The following is a 20069-nucleotide window of genomic DNA, read 5'->3' on the forward strand; positions in this document are numbered from 1 at the left end:
TGGTCGTAAGAAAAGGCTACAAGAGGCGGCGTAGGGGCGGGGTAGTATCGGATTACTACCCGAATGGTTTATTTCTATGGGAGCCTGAGAGGGCTACTCAGCGGCAATGATTACAGTTTCCTCACGAGGGGAAAGCTCCATGAACTTGAGACAAGCACAGCGCAAAAGAGAGGTGAAATTGACCGGCTCGCCACGCAATTCCAACACCTCGGAGTGCAATCTGGAGATGAAGATCGGAGTCGTCATCTTGTCATTTTTTGCAATTATATCAATCACCTGCCAATATGCATTCTCAAGCCGGATACTGGTGCTTTGACCATTCAGGCGCAAACGGCGGGTTGTACTGGCATAACGATCCGGATCTTGGCCGGCAAACACTTGGCACATTGGATGTCCTCCCTTGGGGCTGTCCTTCCAAACGATCCTCGCCTCTCTAAATGCGAGTCGTTTTCCCTCTCGTATTTCGTATACGAAATGCAAAATAGAGTCTATCCACCTGCGTCAAAGATGATAGATGTCGACTCGCTTAACGATATCGGAATTGACCAGTGGACTCAGTAAAACCGAAACGCACACTGGTCGAAGAGACTTACAATATCCTCATCGATGCCATTTGCAGCGGCGAGCTCCCACCGGGAGAGCGGCTCAATCAAGATGAGATTGCAGCAAAACTCAACGTCTCGCGGCAGCCTGTAAACAGCGCAATATCAATCCTCAAAGCCAACGGCCTCGTCGAGGATACCGGCAGGCGCAGCGTCGTCGTGTGCAGCTTTGACTCGGGGCTTTTCCGCTCGATTTTCGAATACCGCATGGTGATTGAACCATTTGCGGTGCGGTTGGCAGGGCGCAATCTTGCGGTAGCCGACAGGCAGCAAGCGGACAAGGTTCTGCGCGCGGGCGATAAGGCCTTCAAAAGCGGCAAACTCAGCGACCTGCTGCAAGCTGATATGCAGTTTCATGAAATGATCTACGGGTGGAGTTGCAACCATGTGATTCAGGCATCCATGAAAACGAACTGGCACCATATCCGCAGGTCCATGGCTGAAGTCCTGCGTGGCCCCGACGCTGTCCTTCAGATTTGGGATGAACACTCGGAGATCGTTGACTGCCTCTTCAAAAGGGATACGGAAAAGGCATCACAAGTCATGGAGCACCATATAAATGGGGCCTATGAGGCGATTGCAGAAGCAATTTCTGCCCCCGAAAAATCGAGTTGAGTTGCGATCATCATTGCTCATCTGAAATCTGATCGCGTTTTAGGGAGCTTTAGTCATGTTGTGAGGGGCTTCTGTCACCTGCTCCGAAAATCTGCTTTCCGCCCAACGTGGCTGGCGAGTAAGGACAGCCAGTGCTCCCAGTCTGAAGGTCCACTTCTTCATTTGGGGTGGGAGTCTCTCGCACTCGCAGCGAAAGTCCGGTTTCCGCCCTTGGTGTCGAACGTTTAACTGCGATGAAGCCGTGGGTCCCCTGCCCTAACAAGCCCATAGACCGCCCCTAGACATTGTTCCCAAAGCGACAGGTTAAGGCGATTTGGATCAGCTCAGTTCTGCACCGGAGTTATGCACCAGCTCCCCGGGCCTTATTCTTATGATTGGCTGTGTTCGTTGCAAATATCATGAATTTCGTTCCACACTGCCAATAGCGGTCGTTGACGGACAGCAAACTGTGGCTGATGGGCCTGTCATAAACAGCGCTACCTACAGAACTAAATCGTCCCCGTAGAGATCGAGCACCCAATTGGGAAGCTGCGGCAAGGCGAAGGTGAGGGTTCCGTTTGTGAAGGACAACGCCCGCACCGGCGGTTGGTTCAGCTGCGAATTGTCAAAGACATGACCGATATCACTGCTCAGAATGGCTTGGCGGATCAAGGGACCCGATCGATCATATCGGTTTCTAATCTTCTCTTCAGGTACGGGATGACCACCCTCAATGACCCTTTCACCGACGCGAGCGACGGATAGGTCGGGATGCGCTACCGAGATATGAAACGTCATAACGCGATAACCTAAGGCTTTGGCTTGGGTAATAAGGTCAAGCTTAGAAGGATGAGAGAACACGGTTTCCGTAGCAAAGCTTTTACGATCCGCCATCAAGGACGTGCGGCGCTCGGTGGCGATTTGTGCCGCCTCGTATGCTGCATTGACATCACCGTCCTTGAGCTCATCACGCTGGATGACGTCTGCGTTGATAAAGGGCACGGCAAATTTTGGCGCGATCCGCGTCTCGTAAAGCGTGGATTTACCTGATCCGTTCGGACCTGCCAGCATCACGAATATTGGACGCGGGACAGGGGCCACGCTCAGGCTGCGGCCTCAGGGTAGACCACCTCGCCTTTGTCATTCAGCCCAACACCACGCCCGAGTTGGCGACGCTGAGCGAACAATGCTTCTTCTTGTTCGGATGGTTTGGTGACGTCCTCCGCAAATTGCGTAAACCAGACTTCTTGCTCCTCAGCGCTCAACTCATCGGGGGAAAGCTCACCTGCAAGGGCAGCATTGATGTGCTGATAGTCAAACGCACTCGATTGCTCGATCGCGCGACCGATGTTGATCCAATGGGTGATTTGCCCCGCAACGGACCGGCTTTGCAAACCAGACTCGCGGCGGACAACCGACATAACGTCATCGGAAAGCTTGATAGATTGGGCCATAACAACTCCATTCTTAGAAAAGGTAGCAAAATGCCACCTGCATCACATATATGGCGATAAACCCGTAAATGTCCAGTTAATTGGTAGGCCTGTGCACCGGGTTTCATCCGTTGCAGCTGCAAAGCAGCTATTGGTGCATAACGCAGCGAACGGCGACAGAGAGCCCGACCCAGTCATTGTGATTTTGTGCTGCGCGCGCACGCAGCACGAAGAATGCGGCACGAGCGAAAGAACCTTCGCTGCGGCGCAGCGAGACAAGCGGTCATTTATGCAGAGCGCGGCATAGATTGGAGCGCGGATTTACAGGTTGCGGGACAAAACCGCCAACCGGACGGCACCAATGAATGTCCTCTTCGCGGCAAAATAGAATTTGTATCTGAGGCAACAAATGCCCGGCGACCATTGGCCGCCGGGCACTCGATAAAGGCACTCGTTACTTACTTGATTGCCAGAATGTCGAAGTTACTGACGTTGGCGACCACGCCGTCGTCCCAGCCGCCCTCGACCAGAACCGACGCTTTTTCGTTCAGAAGCCCGGCAACCTGCCCAGCAAAGTGTGCCTCGCGACCTGAGTTGTCGGCGAAGATGTCAAAGATTGCGAAGTTGTTTTCGTCAATCTGCAAAGCCGCCCAGAACAGCGTCTTTGGCTCTGTATCGGCCACGATCGGGCCAGCCGCCGTCAACAATGCAGCCAGATTATCGGCCTGTCCTGGAGCCGCTTCGAGCCGGATATATGTTGCAGTTGTGGCACTGTAGAGATCAACCGGTGCTTTGGCTGACAGAACGTCCGAGTTGTTGATGTTGGCGACAACTCCAGCATCCCAACCGCCGTCCACTAATGTGTCTGCGTTTCCATTCAGTGCGCCTGCGACAGCACCTGAAAAATGGGCATTGCGGGCAGCTTCATCCTCAAAGACATCGAAGATCGCTAGGCTGTCGCCTGCTTGCAAAGCAAACCAGAGTTTGGTGCCGGGCTCGGTTTCTGCGACCAGTGGGGCAGCACCTGCAAGAAACTCGGCAAATGCGTCGGTCTGGCCGGATGCGGCGGGCATTTCGATAAAGCTGGCAGTGTGATCGTTCATGACGTTTTCCTGTGCGTTTGCGGAAGTTGTTGCAGAAATCAAAGCGAGTGCTGAGATGGTGTGAAGGATTATGGATTTCATTGGTCTTCTCCTGAGTTTGGGTTCATCGTTCGTTTTCGATGAGCCCTTGTCCCATGTGCCACCCTCATGACTCCAATCTTGAAGTCCTATACTTCGATAGGCATTGACTATGATTGATGCGCGGTTGAGGTTGCGTATGAGGAGGACGTCATGGAAATGAATCAGGTCCGCTACTTTTTGGCGGTTTGCGAGCATCGCAATTTCACCCATGCCGCGAGTGCTTCCAACGTATCGCAACCCTCGCTTACGGCGGCGATCAAAAAACTTGAGGACGAATTGGGCGATGCATTGTTCATCCGAGATCGTGCTGGCTGCCGCCTGACAGCGCTTGGTAAGCTTATGCAGCCAAGATTGGAACGTATGCAGTCTGAGGCAAGGGAGGCAAAAGCCGAGGCTGTCCGACATACGCGGCTAGAAAGAGTCCCGATTAGCATCGGAATAGGTGAAACGATAGGCCATGCCAAAGTCTCGGAGGCCGTCGAACGGTTTCGTCAACGCGTGCCGCAAGCCGAGATAGAACTGATCGTCGACGCAAACGACACTTTGTTGGCGGGACTTCGCGAGGGAGAATTTGATCTCGTGATATCAACAGTAGAGGTCAGTGAGGAGCTTTATCGCATAGACCCACTCTATCAAGAGGCCTATCGTGTGGTTGTGGCGAAAGGTCATCCCCTGTCTGAGTTGCCGGCCGTATCGCTTGCTGATTTGGCAGATACAACCATGTTGGATCGCCCAAATTGTGAAATGCGAGAGGCATTGCATGGGGCGTGCACGGACCATGGTCATACGCTCTATGCGGCATACCGGTCAAACCGCGTGGACTGGTTGGTCGAGCTCGCGCGGCGAGGCTCGGGGGCCGTTATCCTTCCCGAAACGTCGATCCCTGACCATGACAATCTCGTCTCACTTCCGATAGCCGACATGGAAATTGCAAGAGATGTGGCAGCGCTTCGTTTCCGCCATCAGGCTTCTCGCTCAGAAACAAACGAACTGGTGCGGGAGTTTTCGCGGAACTGAGCTTTGTAAAGAGCGGACATTGGCGCTTCGTGCAGCATCGGTCAAAGTGGGCTCCTTGCGGCCCGATGCGTTCGCAGAAACACCGCTTGGCAGCGACTTCGGGCACCAGCCGTTCAATAGGATGCTATGCTATTGTCGTCTGCGCTGTGCTGATGTCTGGGTTTGGAGGGAGGATTGGAGGGCATATTATGCCAAGAGTGCAACTTCCTGCAGTTACCCCAAAACACAAAGCCTGGAACAAGGGTCGGATCATCGGCCAAAAACGTCCCCTTCTTCCCAAACAAGTGTGGGCCATCCGGGCGCGGCTTGAACTTTCGGGTTATCTTCGTGACCTTGCGCTGTTCAACGTTGCGATTGATAGCAAGCTGCGCGGCTGTGATCTGGTAAAACTCGCCGTGGCCGATTTGGTCAAAGATGACCGCGTTCGCGAACGCGTTTCAATAGTCCAGAGTAAAACCAAGAAACCCGTTCAGTTCGAAATCACTGAAAACACAAGAGATACCGTCATTGCGTGGGTGCGATCTCCTGAGATGATCGGGTGCCGGTTCATGTTTCCGAGCCGTTTCCACGACCGCCCGCATATCTCAACACGTCAATATGGTCGACTTGTTCGTGACTGGGTTACAGCGATTGGCCTGGAACCCAGCGGATACGGAACACACTCGATGCGCCGAACCAAAGCTGCGGAGATTTACCGCAAGACGGGGAACCTCCGCGCCGTACAACTTTTGTTAGGCCATACGAAGGTCGATAGCACAGTGCGTTATCTGGGCGTTGAGCTGGAAGATGCGCTAAGCATTGCTGAACGGATCGACATCTGAACGAAGTTGGCGTGCGGCTATTGCCGTTCGCCAATCAAGACCAGGCCTTCATGGTTCCCGCAGCGGTCGGCAGGACTGAGCCCAATATCAACGGATGCTGCGCCGCGCACCAATGGCCGGTACGGGGATAGGTTCACAATGGCTCTCGAACAGACGGCCCATAGCCGCCATTCACCCTGTGTTGTTCATGCTGCAGCGCGGCTCGTCAAAGCGGTCGTTCATTGCGGGCATAGTACTCACAGTTATTTGGTCAACAGTTCGACACTCCCGAAACCAAATTTGCATTTTCAATGAGACCAACCCCGCGCATAGCCGGGACCGATCTGTTTTATTTGCGACCACGTGTTCGACGTGTGAAACGTGGCAACTCACCAGCCATAATGCTGCCGACCGGATCAATCCAATCTTCTACCGTAGCCAAGCCGAACTGATCGATCTGCGCCTCGACTGCCACCGCCGGCTTGTAGCTCGACGGCAACTCGGATGCATCGACTTTGCCTTCGTAGAACCGAACATCCAAACCTGCCGTTTCCTCTGCAAGGGCTTCGGCCGGGGTCTTGCTTCCCAACCTGCGCATATGCTCAGTCCGAGACCAGTTGCGCCCAGCACCGTGTGGGCTGAAGCCCAAAGCGTTCGACGCATCGGATCCTCGCACGATCAAAATAGGTTCCGCCATGTTCATCGGTATGATCGTGCGCCCATTCGGATCTGCGTCTGCCGCAAACCCAGACCAAGCCGGTGTCGCACCTTTACCGTGCAGATAGATATCGCCGCGCCGGAAGACGAAGTTATGCTCGTTCCAGAAACGCTCCCCTGCCGAAGCACAAGCTTTTTCCATGGTCGCCTGATGAATGGAATTGTGGTTGGTCTTGGTCCACTTTCGGATCAATTGCAGCGCATCCCAATAGGCTTGACCTTCTTCGCTGTCAGCCGGAATCCACGCGTTCTGCTTCAAGGTCATCGGCGAATGGCGCTTACGATATTTTTCCGCTACTTCCATACCCGCCTTATACAGTTTCGCCCCCGGCCCGCGTGAACCGTGATGCGTCACAAGTATGGTATTGCCCGTTGCACGAGACTTTCCGACGAACAGGAAGTGGTTCCCGTCGCCCTGCGTCCCCATATGCTCCTGCGCGGCGCGAACAGTTTTTGCATTGCTCAGGAACGGGTTGGCCCGAAATGCGTCAAGCAGATCAAGCGAGACCGTAAAGCGGTTGCCTTGAGGCCGTCCGCCGGGACCAAAATGCGTCACCGCCGATGCGGCGTCCAGCACAGTGGTCGGATCGGCATCGCCAAGATCAGTCAACATGAGCGAGCAACAGATATCGGCCGAATGCATGCCCGGATGGATGGCGTTCTGCGCCGCGACGACACCGCCGACGGGAATTGTCCCGACAGGCCCTGCAGGACAAGCATCAGGCAAGATCGCACCACCGACAACCGTGGGTGTCCGCATTACCGCGCGCATCGTCTCTCGCACTTTGGCGAGGTTCTTTTCCTCATCTGCATCAGCTGGTGTCAGGTTCTCATGGAACACAACCTCGCCATCCTCGTGCAAACTGATCTGCGCAGGCTGCTTGGGGATTTCAGCTGCAAGCGCTGTTTGAATCGCATCTATATCAGCGCCAGAGCGGAGCATGTCGTTTGCGCGATCAATCAGGTTCGGGAAAGCAGGGCCGGGCGTATGGCCCCATCCTTTCAAAATAGTGCCAGTTATGGGCGTCATCGTCATGTCGTTCATTGTCTTCGTCCTTCGGTCAATGCTCCCCTGACGCTCAGGGGTGACTTTCAAAAAAATCAGCGGGCCGGAAATGGGCCCGGCCCGCCGCAGCTACGGATGCGTATTCATCCGCCTGTCCAGGTTCTTCTCTTCTGGTGGGATATGTTTGGCAGCTAATTACTCCCACTCCAAAACAATTGTGAAAAGTCGTGAAGTAACTGTTTTATAAAGATAATAAGCCATCTTGCGGATAATGAACCATATCGATACGATATATATAAATCGTAACTTATCCATTTGGAGCGCAGGCTCGTGCGAAACGTCGTCATCGGATTCCTAGGCACGCAGTTGGACATGGGCAAACGTCGCCGCTGGCGCCCAACCGTTGATCTGTGCCGGACGGAAGGCTTTCCCGTTGATCGGCTCGAGTTGATCCACGACCACAAGTTCAACAGGCTCGCACATAGCGTTAAGCGCGATATTGAAGAAGCATCGCCTGAAACCGAGGTCTTGCTTCATCGTATGGATATGGACGACCCGTGGGATTTGGAGGAAGTCTACACGAAGCTGTTCGATTTCGCCTCAGATTATGGTTTTGACGAAGATCGCGAACGCTACCACATTCATCTGACGACGGGCACACATGTTGGGCAGATTTGCTGGTTCCTGCTGTCTGAATCCCGTCATATCCCAGCCGCTCTGATACAAACTGGCCCGCCACGGGGAGGCGACGATGTCGGTACGTTTGACCTTATCGATCTCGATCTCAGTCGCTACGACGCCCTGCAACAGCGGTTCGATCAACAAACGCGCGAATATGGAGACCTACTCAAGGGCGGGATTAAGACGCGCAATGTGGCATATAACAGGCTAATTGACAGGATTGAACAAGTGGCAGGACTGTCGGATGCGCCCATCCTGCTGCAGGGCGAGTCTGGCACCGGGAAATCTGAACTTGCGCAACGGATCTACGAATTGAAGCTGCAACGTAGGCGCGTGAAAGGCCGCTTAGTTCATGTGAATTGTGCCACGCTTCGTGGTGGCACCGCGAATGCTACTCTGTTCGGTCAACGCCGCAGCTTTACAGGGCAGGCCGGCACAGAACGCGCAGGGCTCTTGCGGGAAGCAGATGGCGGTGTTTTGTTCCTCGATGAGATCGACGCGCTCGGACTGGAAGAACAAGCCCTGCTGCTCCACGCCATTGAGGCGGGGCAATACTATCCGCTTGGTTCTGATGCGGAAGTCACTAGCCGGTTTCAGGTCATCGCCGGGGCCAGCGGCGATTTGTCCGCCATGGTCTCTGAAGGCGTTTTCCGAATTGATCTGTTAACGCGCTTGAACCTGTGGACGTTCCATTTGCCCGCGCTGCGTGATCGCCCTGAGGACTTCGAAGTCAATCTCAGGCACGAACTGGCACAGGCCGAAAAGACGCTCGGTATACGTGTAGGTTTTAATTCCGACGCCTCTGAAGCTTGGCTACGGTTCGCCAGTGCGCCCGGTACGCTTTGGCCTGGTAATTTTCGGGATTTCAGCGGGGCTATCTTGCGCTTATGCACCCTCGCCCCACGGGGGCGGATCACCAGGGCACAGGTTGTTGATGAAATTGCAACGCTTGAACGAAGATGGCGTGCGGCAGATACTGACCAGAACTCCCAGCTTGTCGCCAAATATGTTAATGGACCGGTAGATCCATTCGACATCCCGCAACTCGCGAATGTCCTTCATACTTGTCAGACCTCGGCGACCATCAGCGAGGCCGGGCGGCGGCTATTTGCGGTATCACGCGAAGATCGCAAGAGTCGGAACGATGCAGACCGGTTACGCAAATATCTTGCGAAATTTGACCTCAGCTGGGCCGAGCTAAATGATGGCTGACAGTAGGTGGAGGCGACCAACCCGGCCCATAACGGACCTTGAGCCTTTCAATCAAATGCTGCGATGCGGCCCGCAGAACCGGACGTTCGTTCCGTAACGCTGGGTCACTAGTGGACCAAAGGGCTCCGGAACGTTCAGCCGTTAGACAGAAACGAAAACTAATGCGATGGTGGTCAGAATTTCGATGTCTATTTGACTCTCGAGGCAAGCATGAGCCTGAAGAAGATCCAAATCGAGAGCCTCCTTTCGGAACATGAGGTCGACTTTAGCCCCGTTCAATCCAACGAAAGCGAGCAATTCAAGAGACTTTGGCTAGTTGCCTATGCCGCGAGAGTGAAGAAAGAGACCGGTGTGTGGATACACAATCGTTTTCGATGGCATGGCTTCAGCTACGGCTTTCAATCCGCAGTTTCGGGATCAGATGCTCTGACTGCTTACCAAAGCCAATGGCAAGCCCCCTATGTGATTTTCGATGAGGAGGACACTTGGGCGTATCACTGTACTTCTGAGAAGTATCCCGACCTTACTTCATCACGAGCAGACATCTACGTGGCTCACCATAATATGAAATGGACGATGGTCTTCACTCATGAACAACCACACATCGGGCCTTATCTCGCCTTTAAGTCTAAGAACGTTGATTGACGGCCCAAAGCTGCCGTTGGCGAGTTGGACCGACGCTGCGGTGCAGCTTCCCCGAAGCGGCCATTGATCGGTCGCCCAGCACTGTGATGGAACCGATGACTGCAATGCGGGACAAAGCGCCATTTTGCTGCGGCTGCGCAAATGGCTGCTTTAGGCCTGGCGCACCAATAGAACATTGCAGCAGGACACGTCGGTTAATCCGTATAGCTTCGGCAGGCATCGACCCCTACGGCTGTCGAGGCAAGTAGTTGATCTGCGTCGCGGATGAGATCAGCGATCCGCCTGTCCGCAAGGCGATACCGGACGAACCGACCTTCGTTCCTGCGACTGACCAGACCGCAATCCAAAAGGCAGCGCAGATGGTTCGAGACATTGGGCTGACCAAGCCCTGTTTGGGTAACGATTTCCTGCACGCTGCGTTCGTCCGACAGTAGCGCATCGAGGATCGCAAGACGGCTGGGGTCGCCGAGACCCCGGAAGAGCTTTGCCCGCGGCTCAAGGGTGTCAGCTGCCGAAAGATCGTCTTGAATGTTTTGCAATGTCATATCATTATCCACTGATACGTTAGCGGCGACTTCTTTCGCACGCTACCTTCAAGAGGATCGCATATGAGCCGAGCAGATAACACCACATTGCCTACAACGTCTTTGCCGATCCGGATGCGGGTGCATGGCATGGACTGCGCCAAGGATGCCGCTGAGATCGAACGGGCCGCTCGGTCTGCGGGCGTGGCTGAAGGCGATGTGAAGGTGTCTGCCGCAACCCATGTCATGACATTGCGGATCGCCGAAGACGACTTGCCGAAAGTGCGTCCAGCACTGGACGCAACCGGCTATGGCTTTGAGCTGATCAAGAGCGGGGATACATCGTCCGATCCGGCTTACAAAGACCCGAGCTATCGCCGCGCGCTCTGGATCGTGGTCCTGCTCAATCTCGGCTACGGGGTGATCGAGATGTTCGGCGGGTTCCTGTCCGGATCGCAAGCTTTGAAAGCAGATGCCCTGGATTTTTTGGGCGACGGCGCAATCACCTTTCTGGGCCTGCTCGCTATCGGTTGGAGTCTGACATGGCGGGCGCGGTCGGCGATGATCCAGGGCGTGTTCTTGGGATTTCTGGGGCTTGGCGTTGTCGGCAGCACAATCTTGCGTGTCCTGAATCAGACGACACCAGAGGCCGGGTTAATGGGAGCCTTCGCCGTGGGCGCGCTGATCGTAAACATTCTTGCGGTGCTGCCGCTGCTAAAACACCGCAAGGGCGACGCCAACATGCGGGCCGTATGGCTGTTCTCCCGGAACGACGCCATCGGCAACCTCGCCGTGGTGATCGCTGCCGGACTGGTCGCCTGGCTCGGCAGTGCCTGGCCTGACCTCATCGTTGCTTTCGCCATCGCAGGGCTGTTCCTGCATTCGTCATGGATGATCATCCGGGATGCGCGGAGTGATCTGTCAGAAACCGAGTGATCTGGCGGAAAAGCTGACGTGCGAACCGGAAACCGACATTCGCCACTGCGCAGCGAGTCCGGAACTTTGGGCTCGTTGCAGCCATCGTGGTTAGTGCAGCATCTGGGCTCTTAAGCTGACTTCCTCAGTTGAGGACGGCCCAAAGCCGACACCTAGCGGATGTTCCTAATGCTGCGGGCGCAGCCCGCTTTGCGGACATTGGCTTCCGTGATCAGTGCCTCTATCATTTATGGCAGCTCAAAGAGGTATTCAGATGGAACGCGAACCCAACCTTGTCATCTCCAGTGTCTCGCAGCGCATCGTTGAGGATGGGGCGCCATTCAAGGTGGACATTTACAAACTCGAAGGCGGGGACGGTTGGTCACTGGAAGTTGTGACCGAAGATGGGACATCCATTGTCTGGGACGATCTTTTTGAGGACGACCGAGCCGCACTCGAAGAGGCAATCAGCACCATTCGAACCGAGGGCGCAGTTGCTTTCGCCAACGGTGGCTCAAACGTCGTCCAGTTTAAGCAGTAAGTGACCGGCCCATTGCTGCCGTTGGTCAGGCACTGGCCATGCTGCGGTGCGGCCCCTCAGACCGGACCTTCGCTGCGCCTGCATGATCTTGTTGCCTTCGAACTCACATGAGTTCCCATCAGGTACCAGCCTTTGCTGACCGCCGCTTACCGAACAAGAGCAACAATATGATCTATACCTGCCCGATCAAATTACTCCGCCCTACTGTGATGATCATCCCACCACGGTAAAACTTCACCAAGTCTGTGGGCAAACGGATATTTTTCGCCCCTTGGCATATCATCGCCCATCAACCTTTTATGGACACCGTCCAGCATCCAACCAATGCACTCATTTGCGCCCTCCGCGACGGCGGCAAGAAATGCGTCTTCATCTGCCGTGGCCAGTGTTCGCTCCAACTGGTCGATTGCAACGAAAACAACTGGGCGTCGGTCCTCGTCTATAATTAAGGCGTCCTTTGCATCTGCCATCTTGCCCGCTTCTGCAAGAACGTGATCGCGCAAAGGCCCGCTCATCGCCAACCAGTTGTCTAAAGTCAGTATAACCCCCAATGCGCCGGGAGAAAGGTCGTGTCCTGTCAACCCACGACGACAATGCGAGAAGTAGCGCCAAAGTTGAAACACTGCTTTTGCCATATCTTCGAAACCGCGTTCATCGGTCGGTTTTCTCCCAAACATAGCGGCCTGCGACATACGGGTTGCTTTGCATTCAAGCGCAAGCTTAATCTGCCCATCCAACTTACAGATAATGTCAGGTGTATCAAATTTCGCTTTTCTAGTTCCGTATTTTGTTTCGCCGCACCAAATCAATCCGGGAAGCATCAAGGTTAAGTACTCAAGACAGTACGCTTCAAATCGCCTCGCATAATCATTCCGCACCGCACCACCACCATCTGCAACGTCATAGAATAGACCGGATGTCGTGCGTTCGAGTATCAATTCGGGTATTGGGCATCGAATGCGTCTAGCACTATCCGTGAACTCGATACACGGGAACTTTCGGAACTCACTCGCACGGTAAGCAGTGGGCTGTAGCACCTTTAGATTCAATCGCGCCTTTTGCTCGGCCTTTGTGAAAGGCTGACAGATTAGCGCCAAAGTCTTGTTAACGTCATCCTGCGTTACACCCAAGCGCTCCCAGTCTTCATCAAGTTTCAGGATAGGCCTTCCTGTAAATGCAGCATGAAGGACGAAGCCTGTCCTATTGAAGCTGTTGATGCTCAAACCATTGGTTTCCTTGAAATACTTGGCACACTCTCCCTGACCATAGATATAGACGTTCCGATAGAATTGCGCCATGTTCGCGTAACCGCGTTGCCAAGCGAACTGACGGCTGGCTAAGCGCGCCATTTCAACAAGCACACCACCGTCCTTTTTCCAAAACCAACTTTCTTCATCCTCCAACGACCTAAGTGTGTTCACGCAAGAAATAGCATTTCCGAAAGAACGCCAGCTTCGCTCTTTACGGTTTTTCCGACTCTTGAACTGTGCCGTCTTTGGAACGGTCAAGATTTGGTTTGCAAGCGTTTCTAATTCCCACGGGTGAATCCGATGCGTAGCGTTAAACCCTACGTTCTCCGCACCCTTTGGGATAGTGTTTGGGTCAAGGAACTTCGCTCCTACCCCTGGCTTTTCGGATTGCAGCATTTTGACCGACCAAAGAAGTTGTATGAATCCTTCACTGCTAAATGAGCCAAGTAGCTTGTTCAGTTTTTTTCGGTGGCGTTGTTTCAAATTTGACAAACTAACCCATCCTTTGATCGACCAGGTAACTGTGAATGTTTGATAGCCTCAGGGCTACCTAAACGCTAAGGCTGCGAAGTTATCGGCGGCTTTGGCTCCTGTTTAGAAGCCGCTTCGCTCTTCGGCCCAAGCTGCCACTAGTGTTGTTCAGTTCGTGGGACTGCAAGTTTTCCGAAGCAGTCACTTACGGCCTGCATTGCAGGCATTCGCCGCACTAGAGCAGCGGTTTGGGGGTTTAATCGTCCTTCCCGATTAACAGCGCATCAACGCTCTCAATTTCAGGCATTGATCTCCCTGCTATACCTTGCAGATCACCATGCATCCCGACTGTAGACGCAATCACCAAGTCGATTTGTTTGGCTCGCAGCGCCCATTGTTTCTCGATAAAAACACGTTCTTTACGTAGATTGTCTTGCATATCCTCGAAACGCTCAACAATTGCGTCAACACGCTGCTTGAACTGCGTACCTGTAAGATAATCGTAGACCATTTCCATCTTACTTTCTTGACCCATGGCGCGCCCCTTCGCACTTGCCACATCAATCAATCCTTGCCGCAACGACGTCGCTAAAGGTACTGCATATCGCGGAGCACAGACCCAAATGCCGTCGACCAAGCCGAAACTTTCGACCCCCTCAGGCAAGGCATGGGACGTGATGACCGCAACCTCGCACCCTGACGTCCTCTGATCGTTGCGTAACTTGGCGAGCCAACCGGCAGTCCAGTTTTTCGTGCGTTTGCTTTCCCAAAGAATGCTGCCTGAGGTTCCATTCGGCCCTGTCACATCTTGACGTACATCCGCCCCGCTGACACCTTTAGCTATCGGCACAAATCCATCGGTCGGGAAAGCTGCGGCCAAAGTTTCCTCCAGAACGATCTCAGCCGCCTCTCCTTGGGTTTGCATCGATCCCTGTTCGGATTTTTGCTTAAGCGCTTCAATCTGGCGTTTCATGCCCTCCATGACCTGCGCCTGCTCAGCCAATCTCAATCCGGCTTTTTCGTCTGCCTCACGGGACAACTTTTCAGCTAAGACTGGGCGTTCTGCTGCCAGCATCTTTTGCAACGTCAGTTCCATCTCAGCTTCTTTATCTTTGAGCTCTTCTTCCCGTTTAAGCGCGTCAGCTTGGGCTTTCTGAGCCTCCCGCAGCTTTTCGTCCTGCGCTTTTATACGTTCCTCAAGTGCAGCCTGTTCTGCTGCAGTTTCGGCTTTGGCCGCATCCTTGGCCTGCGCTTGTGCGGCGGCCAACGCCTTAGTTGCTTGCGCCTCCTGCTTGGCCAGCTCATCATTGAAAGACGCCTGGAGATCGGCCAGCATCGGGCCAGCTAGTTGCTCGGTCAACTCAATTTCGTTGGAACATTTAGGGCACTGGATCTTCAACTCGGGCATGCACTCACCTTGGCCATTCAGAGGGCGTTCAACCTACCACGTAACCGAATGCGTCTCCAGAGTGGATGCATATGGTTCGCGCACGTTGGGACTGATTACTCGCGCATATCTAATTCAAAACGCCTCTGGGTGGTGGCACTTGACCCGCGCGCAGCCCGTGGATCTATTGGCTCTCAATTGCTAAGCTGAATTGAAATTTGAGTGATTTATTATGAGCACACTTCCAAAACCTAGCTTTTTGATTTCTGCAAATTTCCTGGGACCGGTACTTTCCCTCAATGGAGAGTTTACCAATAAAGCCCAGAATCTGGTTTTTGCAAGAAATGGTACAGGTAAGTCCTTCCTGTCACGCGCGTTTCGCTACCTCGATCTGCATGGGCAAGGACGAGATGTAGATGATGCCGCAAAGAACTTGGTTTCCGATGAATCTGTAGATGGCAAGGCAGCGTTTTCATTTGCGCGAGGTCCAGCAGCTATGGGAACGCTCTCCCTGGACAAAAACGGCGATGTGGTGACGCCCCAACTAGGCAGCACGATCTTCCACGTCTTTTCTGAGGATTTTGTTCAGGAGGAGCTTCGGGAGCGCCAGTATGAGGTCGATGGTGAGATAGAGAACCAGATTGCCGTCGATAGCGAAAGTATCAAGATTAAAGACGCACAAGATGCGCTCGCTAAAGCGCAAACGGATGAGCAGGCCGCTGAAGCCGCGCTGCGGGAAAAATTCGACAAAGATAAGCTTGCTGAACTTGCTGAGAAGGTCGGAATCAATAAGCAGCTGAAGGAATATAAAGAACTGACTTTTGATCGTCTGCTTGAGCGCTTCTCAGACAAGCCTGAACCACCCAAACCAAGCGTTGCCGAAATCATTAAGGACCTCGATGCCCTTAAGGCCATACCATCTGATCCGATCTATCCTGATGATGTTGGGCTCGTTCCTAGCGATAATATTTATCTGAAGGCAATAGAGGACTCTTTGGGCAGGATTACCTCACCTTCAAGCGTCTCAGAAGACATTAAGAAAAAGATCGATGACCATCGTGAATTTTACGCAACCGGCACGAACATTGTGCAGGATGAACATCTTGAGAACTGTCCTTTTTGCGAACAAGGGATTTCAGCCGGTGATCCCAAAGCAATAATAGATGCATATGTCGAATATTTTTCAGACGCAGAAGAAAAGCACAAGAATGAGCTGCGCGTCTTCTTCCGCGCCCTGTTAGAAAAGGAGGCAACGTTCAAAGAACTCGAGAATCAGCTTTCCCGCCAAAAATCACGGTTTGATACCCTTAAGAGCTTTGTTCCATCTCAAAAGGATGTTGCGCTTGACGATGGTGCAGAAGAGCTCAAGAACCTGCGAGCCAGTCTCTTCACGCTAAAGGATGTAATTCAAAAAAAAGCAGATGCGCTGACAGCGGCGCTTTCGATGCCGGAGAGTAATCTGTCAGTGAACATTACGGCAGTTAATGATCTCATCGCTGCCAACAATTCTAAGGCACAAAAGCTTACGCGAGCGGTTGAAAAATCTGGTGAAGAACGCCGTGATCTGCAGCGCAAAGCTTGCGCTGCCTTTGAGGCCGAGTTCGCAATTACCAACTGGACCGACATTGAAACGCTTAGAACCCTTCTCAAGGCGACAATTGCAGCCGGCACAGCACTACTTATTGTTGAAAAGTCGAGCCCGTCTACTGACGCGCGGACTAGGGTTGCCGAGACTTTTGAGTTGCTGCTGAAAGACTTCTTCTCTGACAAGTATGTACTCGATAAGGACAAGTTCATTCTAAAGCGCGGCACATGCGAGATGACACGCGGTCCGCATCGTACGCTTAGCGATGGTGAGAAAACGGTGATTGCGTTCTGCTACTTTGTGGCCTGCGTTCATAGAAAGGTTGAGGCTAACAGCGACTATCGAAAGTTGTTTCTTGTCTTTGATGATCCTGTCACCTCGATGTCCTATGATTATGTTTTTTCAATTGCCCAGACACTCAAAAATCTGAGCATCTCAGATCAAGGTGAAGTCTCAATCAATCCGGGCCAGATAGATGGCAACAAGTACCTACGGCCAGAGCTTCTGATCCTCACGCACAGCAGCTATTTTTTCAACATATGTCTAACCAACAGGATCGTAGATGAAAGAAAGGGGGCTGCATTCGCTTTGCAGCCAGATTCAGGCATCCACAAGCTAGTTCGCCTCAAGGAATATGTTGCCCCCTTTAAAGAGCAACTAAGAGACGTCTATGATGTTGCCAAGGGCCGTGATCCGGACCACCGAACGGCGAACTCGGTCCGATCCGTACTGGAGGCTATTGGCCGTTTTTGTCGCCCGGATAAATCAGAGAGCCTTTCAACGTTTGTGCAGCATCTAGCTGGCGACGAGGGTATTGCCGTAAAAAGCGTGCTCATTAACTCCCTTTGTCACGGAACGTACTATGAGGAGACGCCGGTGCCTGGCGATCTCAAGCTCGCTTGTGAGGAAACCATTGTCGTTGTAGGGCGTTTTGCAGTTGGCCAGCTAGAGTTGATCGAGGGTGCTGCTGATACGGGAAAATGAAATGGCTCCAATAGTTCCGTGATCCTAGCGTTAGTCCTTTGGCAATAGACTCTCGGCTAGCTGCTCGCGAGGAACTCCTCACGGTTATCGCCCAACCCCACCGAGACCCACCTAGTGCCGAAACCATCTCGCCTTTGCACTTCAGCTCATTCGCAAATGTCTGCTTTCGCAGTGCCGCCATTCGAGTTCGTACCCGCAGCGAAAGACCGCTTTCCGCCCGAGGTGCTTTTCGCTGCAAGTGCAGCCCTGGAAAAGCGGCCATTAGTTGAAAAAGTCGCAAGGTCGGTTCTGTCCCGCCCTCTGTCAATTCGTGCAAGATGCGGCGAAGGGTCGGTCTGAAATCCACTGACGTCGGCATCAATGAATGGCTGCTTCCGCGACTTGGGCTGCATCGCAGCATGAAATCTGCTGCAACTGCGAGGAAATGCTGCGTTAGCAATAGCCGCGCGTGCATAAGGCCGCTTAGTCCGCTAACCAGACCTCTCCAAACAATTCAAACAAGCTCCTGCAGCGAATGTCTGCTTTCCATTCTTTGTGTGCCGTAGATATTAGGCTGCAGCTTGGAATGCTCTTTAAGGTCAGTTGTAGAGGGGCGCATGTGCCTCTCGGATACATTTCGAACCTGCGGTTTTATTTGTCCGGTGCGGTTTTGGGGAGCTTCAAGCCGGCTCTTTTCCCCTAGACTGCTCTGGTGTTTCAGGTGGTCGTGGCAACTGGCTGACCCCTAGCCGGATGCACGTCAGGTTGCTCATGACGCCCGACGGCAGTAACAATCGCGGGAGAGGCTGGTTGAGGAAGGGAACGCTTTGTGCCGCAAAGTACATCCACACTGACGCTTTTTCGAAACCAGACTTTCCGGATGCTCTGGATCGCCGCCCTTGCCTCGAATTTCGGAGGGCTCGTGCAGGCGGTCGGGGCGGCGTGGATGATGACGTCGCTGACGGAGTCCCAAAGCATGGTGGCGCTGGTGCAGTCCTCGGTGACTCTGCCGATCATGATTTTCTCATTGTTGGCGGGTGTGTTCGCCGATAATTGCGACCGCCGCAAGGTTATGCTGATCGCGCAGTCCTTCATGCTCATGGTGTCGATCATGCTTGCTTTTATGGCCTATGAGGGATGGCTGTCACCCTGGCTGTTGTTGGGTTTCACCTTTCTGATCGGGTGCGGCACGGCGTTGCACAACCCGTCCTGGCAGGCGTCCATGGGCGATATCGTGTCGCGGGAGGAATTGTCGGCGGCGGTTTCGCTCAACAGTATGGGGTTCAACCTGATGCGCAGCATCGGGCCTGCTGCGGGGGGCGCGATTGTGGCCATTGCGGGAGCGGCTGCTGCGTTTACGGTGAATGCCCTCAGCTATATCGGCATCATCACCGCCCTATGGTTCTGGAAGCCGTCGACGCCGCAGCGGCGCTTGCCGCGTGAGCGAATGGGCAGCGCGTTTTCCGCGGGTCTGCGCTATGTTGCAATGTCGCCCAACCTCATCAAAGTGATCTTTCGCGGCTTTCTGTTCGGCCTCTCCGCCATCGCGGTTCTGGCGCTGTTGCCGCTGATCGTTCGCGAATTGCTACAGGGCGGGGCCTTTGTCTACGGTGTCTTGCTGGGCTGTTTTGGCGCGGGCGCTGTGGGCGGCGCGTTGATGAATGCGCGCCTTCGGGCAAGGTTTCAAAACGAGCGCATTACGCAGGCGGCATTTCTTGCGTTTGCGGTCAGCAGCATCACGCTGGCGTTGAGCCGTCACTATGTCTTTAGCGGGGCCGCATTGATGCTTGCGGGCGCAAGTTGGGTCATGGCGCTGTCGCTGTTCAATGTCACCATTCAGCTGTCTACCCCGCGTTGGGTCGTCGGGCGGGCGATTGCGCTGTATCAGACTGGCGTCTTTGGTGGCATGGCGGGCGGGAGCTGGGCATGGGGTGTAATGGCGGAGAACTTCGGCGCGGATCGTGCGATGCTTGGCGCAGCGGTCCTGCTGGTCATCGGGGCCTTGGCGGGGCTGAGCGTCCCGTTGCCAGATTCCGCCGACCTTAACCTTGATCCGCTGAACACGTTTACCGAGCCCTCCCTGCGGCTGGACCTGAGACAGCGCAGCGGGCCTATCATGGTCATGGTCGATTATGAAATTGCACAAGAGGACGTGAGCGAATTTCTGGCGGCAATGAGCGCGCGGCGTCGCATCAGAATTCGCGACGGGGCGCAGCAATGGGCGCTTCTAAGGGATCTTGAAAACCCCGATGTCTGGACCGAGACCTATCACGTCCCCACATGGCTTGAATATGTGCGCCACCACGAACGCCGCACTCAGGCGGATGCTGAATCCTACGAACGGATTTTGAAGCTACATCGTGGCAAGGAACGGCCCAAGGTGCATCGCATGATCGAGCGGCAGGCGATCTCGCTGCGTGACGACACGCCGTTGAAGGATGCGCCTGAGGAAGCTGCTGAATAGAGGGTCGGGTCTTGACCTGCATCGACTGACAACAGTGCTCCGACTTCTGAAAGGCGGGGAGTTGATGGGAGAACTTCA

The 20069-nt window shown here is 53.9% G+C and carries 17 protein-coding genes; 9 read left to right on the plus strand and 8 right to left on the minus strand.

Annotated elements, in window-relative coordinates:
• Window positions 1-93 precede the first annotated feature (93 nt).
• The gene (locus tag BUB72_RS17150; protein ID WP_073146085.1) at window positions 94-387 is read right to left on the minus strand and encodes a ribbon-helix-helix domain-containing protein; all 294 of its coding nucleotides are present in this window, start codon (window positions 385-387) and stop codon (window positions 94-96) included.
• Between the two features lie 161 nt (window positions 388-548).
• Between BUB72_RS17150 and BUB72_RS17155 the strand changes: the two genes are divergently transcribed.
• Window positions 549-1217 carry a GntR family transcriptional regulator gene (locus BUB72_RS17155; RefSeq protein WP_073146086.1) on the plus strand — a complete coding sequence of 223 codons (669 nt, stop codon included), beginning with the start codon at window positions 549-551 and terminating at the stop codon, window positions 1215-1217.
• Between the two features lie 480 nt (window positions 1218-1697).
• On the opposite strand, the gene BUB72_RS17160 is transcribed toward BUB72_RS17155, so the two are convergent.
• From BUB72_RS17160 to BUB72_RS17170, 3 genes are all read right to left on the minus strand, one after another.
• Complete coding sequence (locus tag BUB72_RS17160) at window positions 1698-2297, minus strand: ATPase (protein ID WP_281250226.1); 600 nt, start codon at window positions 2295-2297, stop codon at window positions 1698-1700.
• 2 nt (window positions 2298-2299) lie between these two features.
• Window positions 2300-2650, minus strand: a complete 351-nt coding sequence (locus tag BUB72_RS17165; protein WP_073146088.1) for a TA system antitoxin ParD family protein — start codon at window positions 2648-2650, stop codon at window positions 2300-2302.
• A 437-nt stretch (window positions 2651-3087) separates the two neighbouring features.
• A complete protein-coding gene (locus BUB72_RS17170) occupies window positions 3088-3732 on the minus strand; it encodes a putative quinol monooxygenase (protein ID WP_245814920.1) in 645 nt (214 codons plus the stop codon).
• A gap of 231 nt (window positions 3733-3963) precedes the next feature.
• Between BUB72_RS17170 and BUB72_RS17175 the strand changes: the two genes are divergently transcribed.
• Both BUB72_RS17175 and BUB72_RS17180 read left to right on the plus strand, forming a co-directional pair.
• Window positions 3964-4830, plus strand: coding sequence for a LysR family transcriptional regulator (locus BUB72_RS17175; RefSeq protein WP_047998256.1), 867 nt, complete (start codon window positions 3964-3966; stop codon window positions 4828-4830).
• Window positions 4831-5018: 188 nt separating this feature from the next.
• Window positions 5019-5651, plus strand: a complete 633-nt coding sequence (locus tag BUB72_RS17180; RefSeq protein WP_047998255.1) for a tyrosine-type recombinase/integrase — start codon at window positions 5019-5021, stop codon at window positions 5649-5651.
• A gap of 328 nt (window positions 5652-5979) precedes the next feature.
• On the opposite strand, the gene BUB72_RS17185 is transcribed toward BUB72_RS17180, so the two are convergent.
• Window positions 5980-7392 carry an RtcB family protein gene (locus BUB72_RS17185; RefSeq protein WP_073146089.1) on the minus strand — a complete coding sequence of 471 codons (1413 nt, stop codon included), beginning with the start codon at window positions 7390-7392 and terminating at the stop codon, window positions 5980-5982.
• 333 nt (window positions 7393-7725) lie between these two features.
• Between BUB72_RS17185 and BUB72_RS17190 the strand changes: the two genes are divergently transcribed.
• Window positions 7726-9246, plus strand: coding sequence for an RNA repair transcriptional activator RtcR family protein (locus BUB72_RS17190; protein ID WP_245814922.1), 1521 nt, complete (start codon window positions 7726-7728; stop codon window positions 9244-9246).
• Window positions 9247-9456: 210 nt separating this feature from the next.
• Window positions 9457-9891: a DUF4275 family protein gene (locus tag BUB72_RS17195; RefSeq protein ID WP_073146091.1), complete on the plus strand. Its 435-nt coding sequence runs from the start codon at window positions 9457-9459 to the stop codon at window positions 9889-9891.
• A gap of 194 nt (window positions 9892-10085) precedes the next feature.
• Here BUB72_RS17195 and BUB72_RS17200 read toward each other — a convergent pair whose 3' ends face one another.
• Window positions 10086-10436, minus strand: coding sequence for an ArsR/SmtB family transcription factor (locus tag BUB72_RS17200; RefSeq protein WP_014132722.1), 351 nt, complete (start codon window positions 10434-10436; stop codon window positions 10086-10088).
• Window positions 10437-10499: 63 nt separating this feature from the next.
• Between BUB72_RS17200 and BUB72_RS17205 the strand changes: the two genes are divergently transcribed.
• Window positions 10500-11351 (plus strand): cation diffusion facilitator family transporter, encoded by an 852-nt coding sequence (locus BUB72_RS17205; RefSeq protein WP_073146092.1) that lies wholly within the window; start codon window positions 10500-10502, stop codon window positions 11349-11351.
• 253 nt (window positions 11352-11604) lie between these two features.
• Window positions 11605-11871 (plus strand): hypothetical protein, encoded by a 267-nt coding sequence (locus tag BUB72_RS17210; protein ID WP_073146093.1) that lies wholly within the window; start codon window positions 11605-11607, stop codon window positions 11869-11871.
• Between the two features lie 191 nt (window positions 11872-12062).
• On the opposite strand, the gene BUB72_RS17215 is transcribed toward BUB72_RS17210, so the two are convergent.
• On the minus strand, window positions 12063-13613 hold the full coding sequence (locus BUB72_RS17215; RefSeq protein WP_139250715.1) for a hypothetical protein: 1551 nt from the start codon (window positions 13611-13613) through the stop codon (window positions 12063-12065).
• Window positions 13614-13848: 235 nt separating this feature from the next.
• Window positions 13849-15000: a DUF2130 domain-containing protein gene (locus BUB72_RS17220; protein WP_073146095.1), complete on the minus strand. Its 1152-nt coding sequence runs from the start codon at window positions 14998-15000 to the stop codon at window positions 13849-13851.
• Window positions 15001-15211: 211 nt separating this feature from the next.
• On the opposite strand from BUB72_RS17220, the gene BUB72_RS17225 reads away from it, so the two are divergent.
• Together BUB72_RS17225 and BUB72_RS17230 are read left to right on the plus strand one after the other, a co-directional pair.
• Window positions 15212-17548 (plus strand): AAA family ATPase, encoded by a 2337-nt coding sequence (locus BUB72_RS17225; RefSeq protein ID WP_083588724.1) that lies wholly within the window; start codon window positions 15212-15214, stop codon window positions 17546-17548.
• 808 nt (window positions 17549-18356) lie between these two features.
• A complete protein-coding gene (locus tag BUB72_RS17230; protein WP_073146096.1) occupies window positions 18357-19991 on the plus strand; it encodes an MFS transporter in 1635 nt (544 codons plus the stop codon).
• The last annotated feature ends 78 nt before the right edge of the window (window positions 19992-20069 follow it).

The sequence above is a fragment of the Litoreibacter ascidiaceicola genome, from assembly GCF_900129235.1.
Lineage (GTDB): Bacteria > Pseudomonadota > Alphaproteobacteria > Rhodobacterales > Rhodobacteraceae > Litoreibacter > Litoreibacter ascidiaceicola.

Coding starts and splice junctions, on each gene's coding strand:
- BUB72_RS17150 (WP_073146085.1), bottom strand. CDS start 387: ATGTGCCAAGTGTTTGCCGGCCAAGATCCGGATCGTTATGCCAGTACA.
- BUB72_RS17165 (WP_073146088.1), bottom strand. CDS start 2,650: ATGGCCCAATCTATCAAGCTTTCCGATGACGTTATGTCGGTTGTCCGC.
- BUB72_RS17170 (WP_245814920.1), bottom strand. CDS start 3,732: ATGAACGATCACACTGCCAGCTTTATCGAAATGCCCGCCGCATCCGGC.
- BUB72_RS17175 (WP_047998256.1), top strand. CDS start 3,964: ATGGAAATGAATCAGGTCCGCTACTTTTTGGCGGTTTGCGAGCATCGC.
- BUB72_RS17180 (WP_047998255.1), top strand. CDS start 5,019: ATGCCAAGAGTGCAACTTCCTGCAGTTACCCCAAAACACAAAGCCTGG.
- BUB72_RS17185 (WP_073146089.1), bottom strand. CDS start 7,392: ATGAACGACATGACGATGACGCCCATAACTGGCACTATTTTGAAAGGA.
- BUB72_RS17190 (WP_245814922.1), top strand. CDS start 7,726: ATGGGCAAACGTCGCCGCTGGCGCCCAACCGTTGATCTGTGCCGGACG.
- BUB72_RS17195 (WP_073146091.1), top strand. CDS start 9,457: ATGAGCCTGAAGAAGATCCAAATCGAGAGCCTCCTTTCGGAACATGAG.
- BUB72_RS17200 (WP_014132722.1), bottom strand. CDS start 10,436: ATGACATTGCAAAACATTCAAGACGATCTTTCGGCAGCTGACACCCTT.
- BUB72_RS17205 (WP_073146092.1), top strand. CDS start 10,500: ATGAGCCGAGCAGATAACACCACATTGCCTACAACGTCTTTGCCGATC.
- BUB72_RS17210 (WP_073146093.1), top strand. CDS start 11,605: ATGGAACGCGAACCCAACCTTGTCATCTCCAGTGTCTCGCAGCGCATC.
- BUB72_RS17220 (WP_073146095.1), bottom strand. CDS start 15,000: ATGCCCGAGTTGAAGATCCAGTGCCCTAAATGTTCCAACGAAATTGAG.
- BUB72_RS17225 (WP_083588724.1), top strand. CDS start 15,212: ATGAGCACACTTCCAAAACCTAGCTTTTTGATTTCTGCAAATTTCCTG.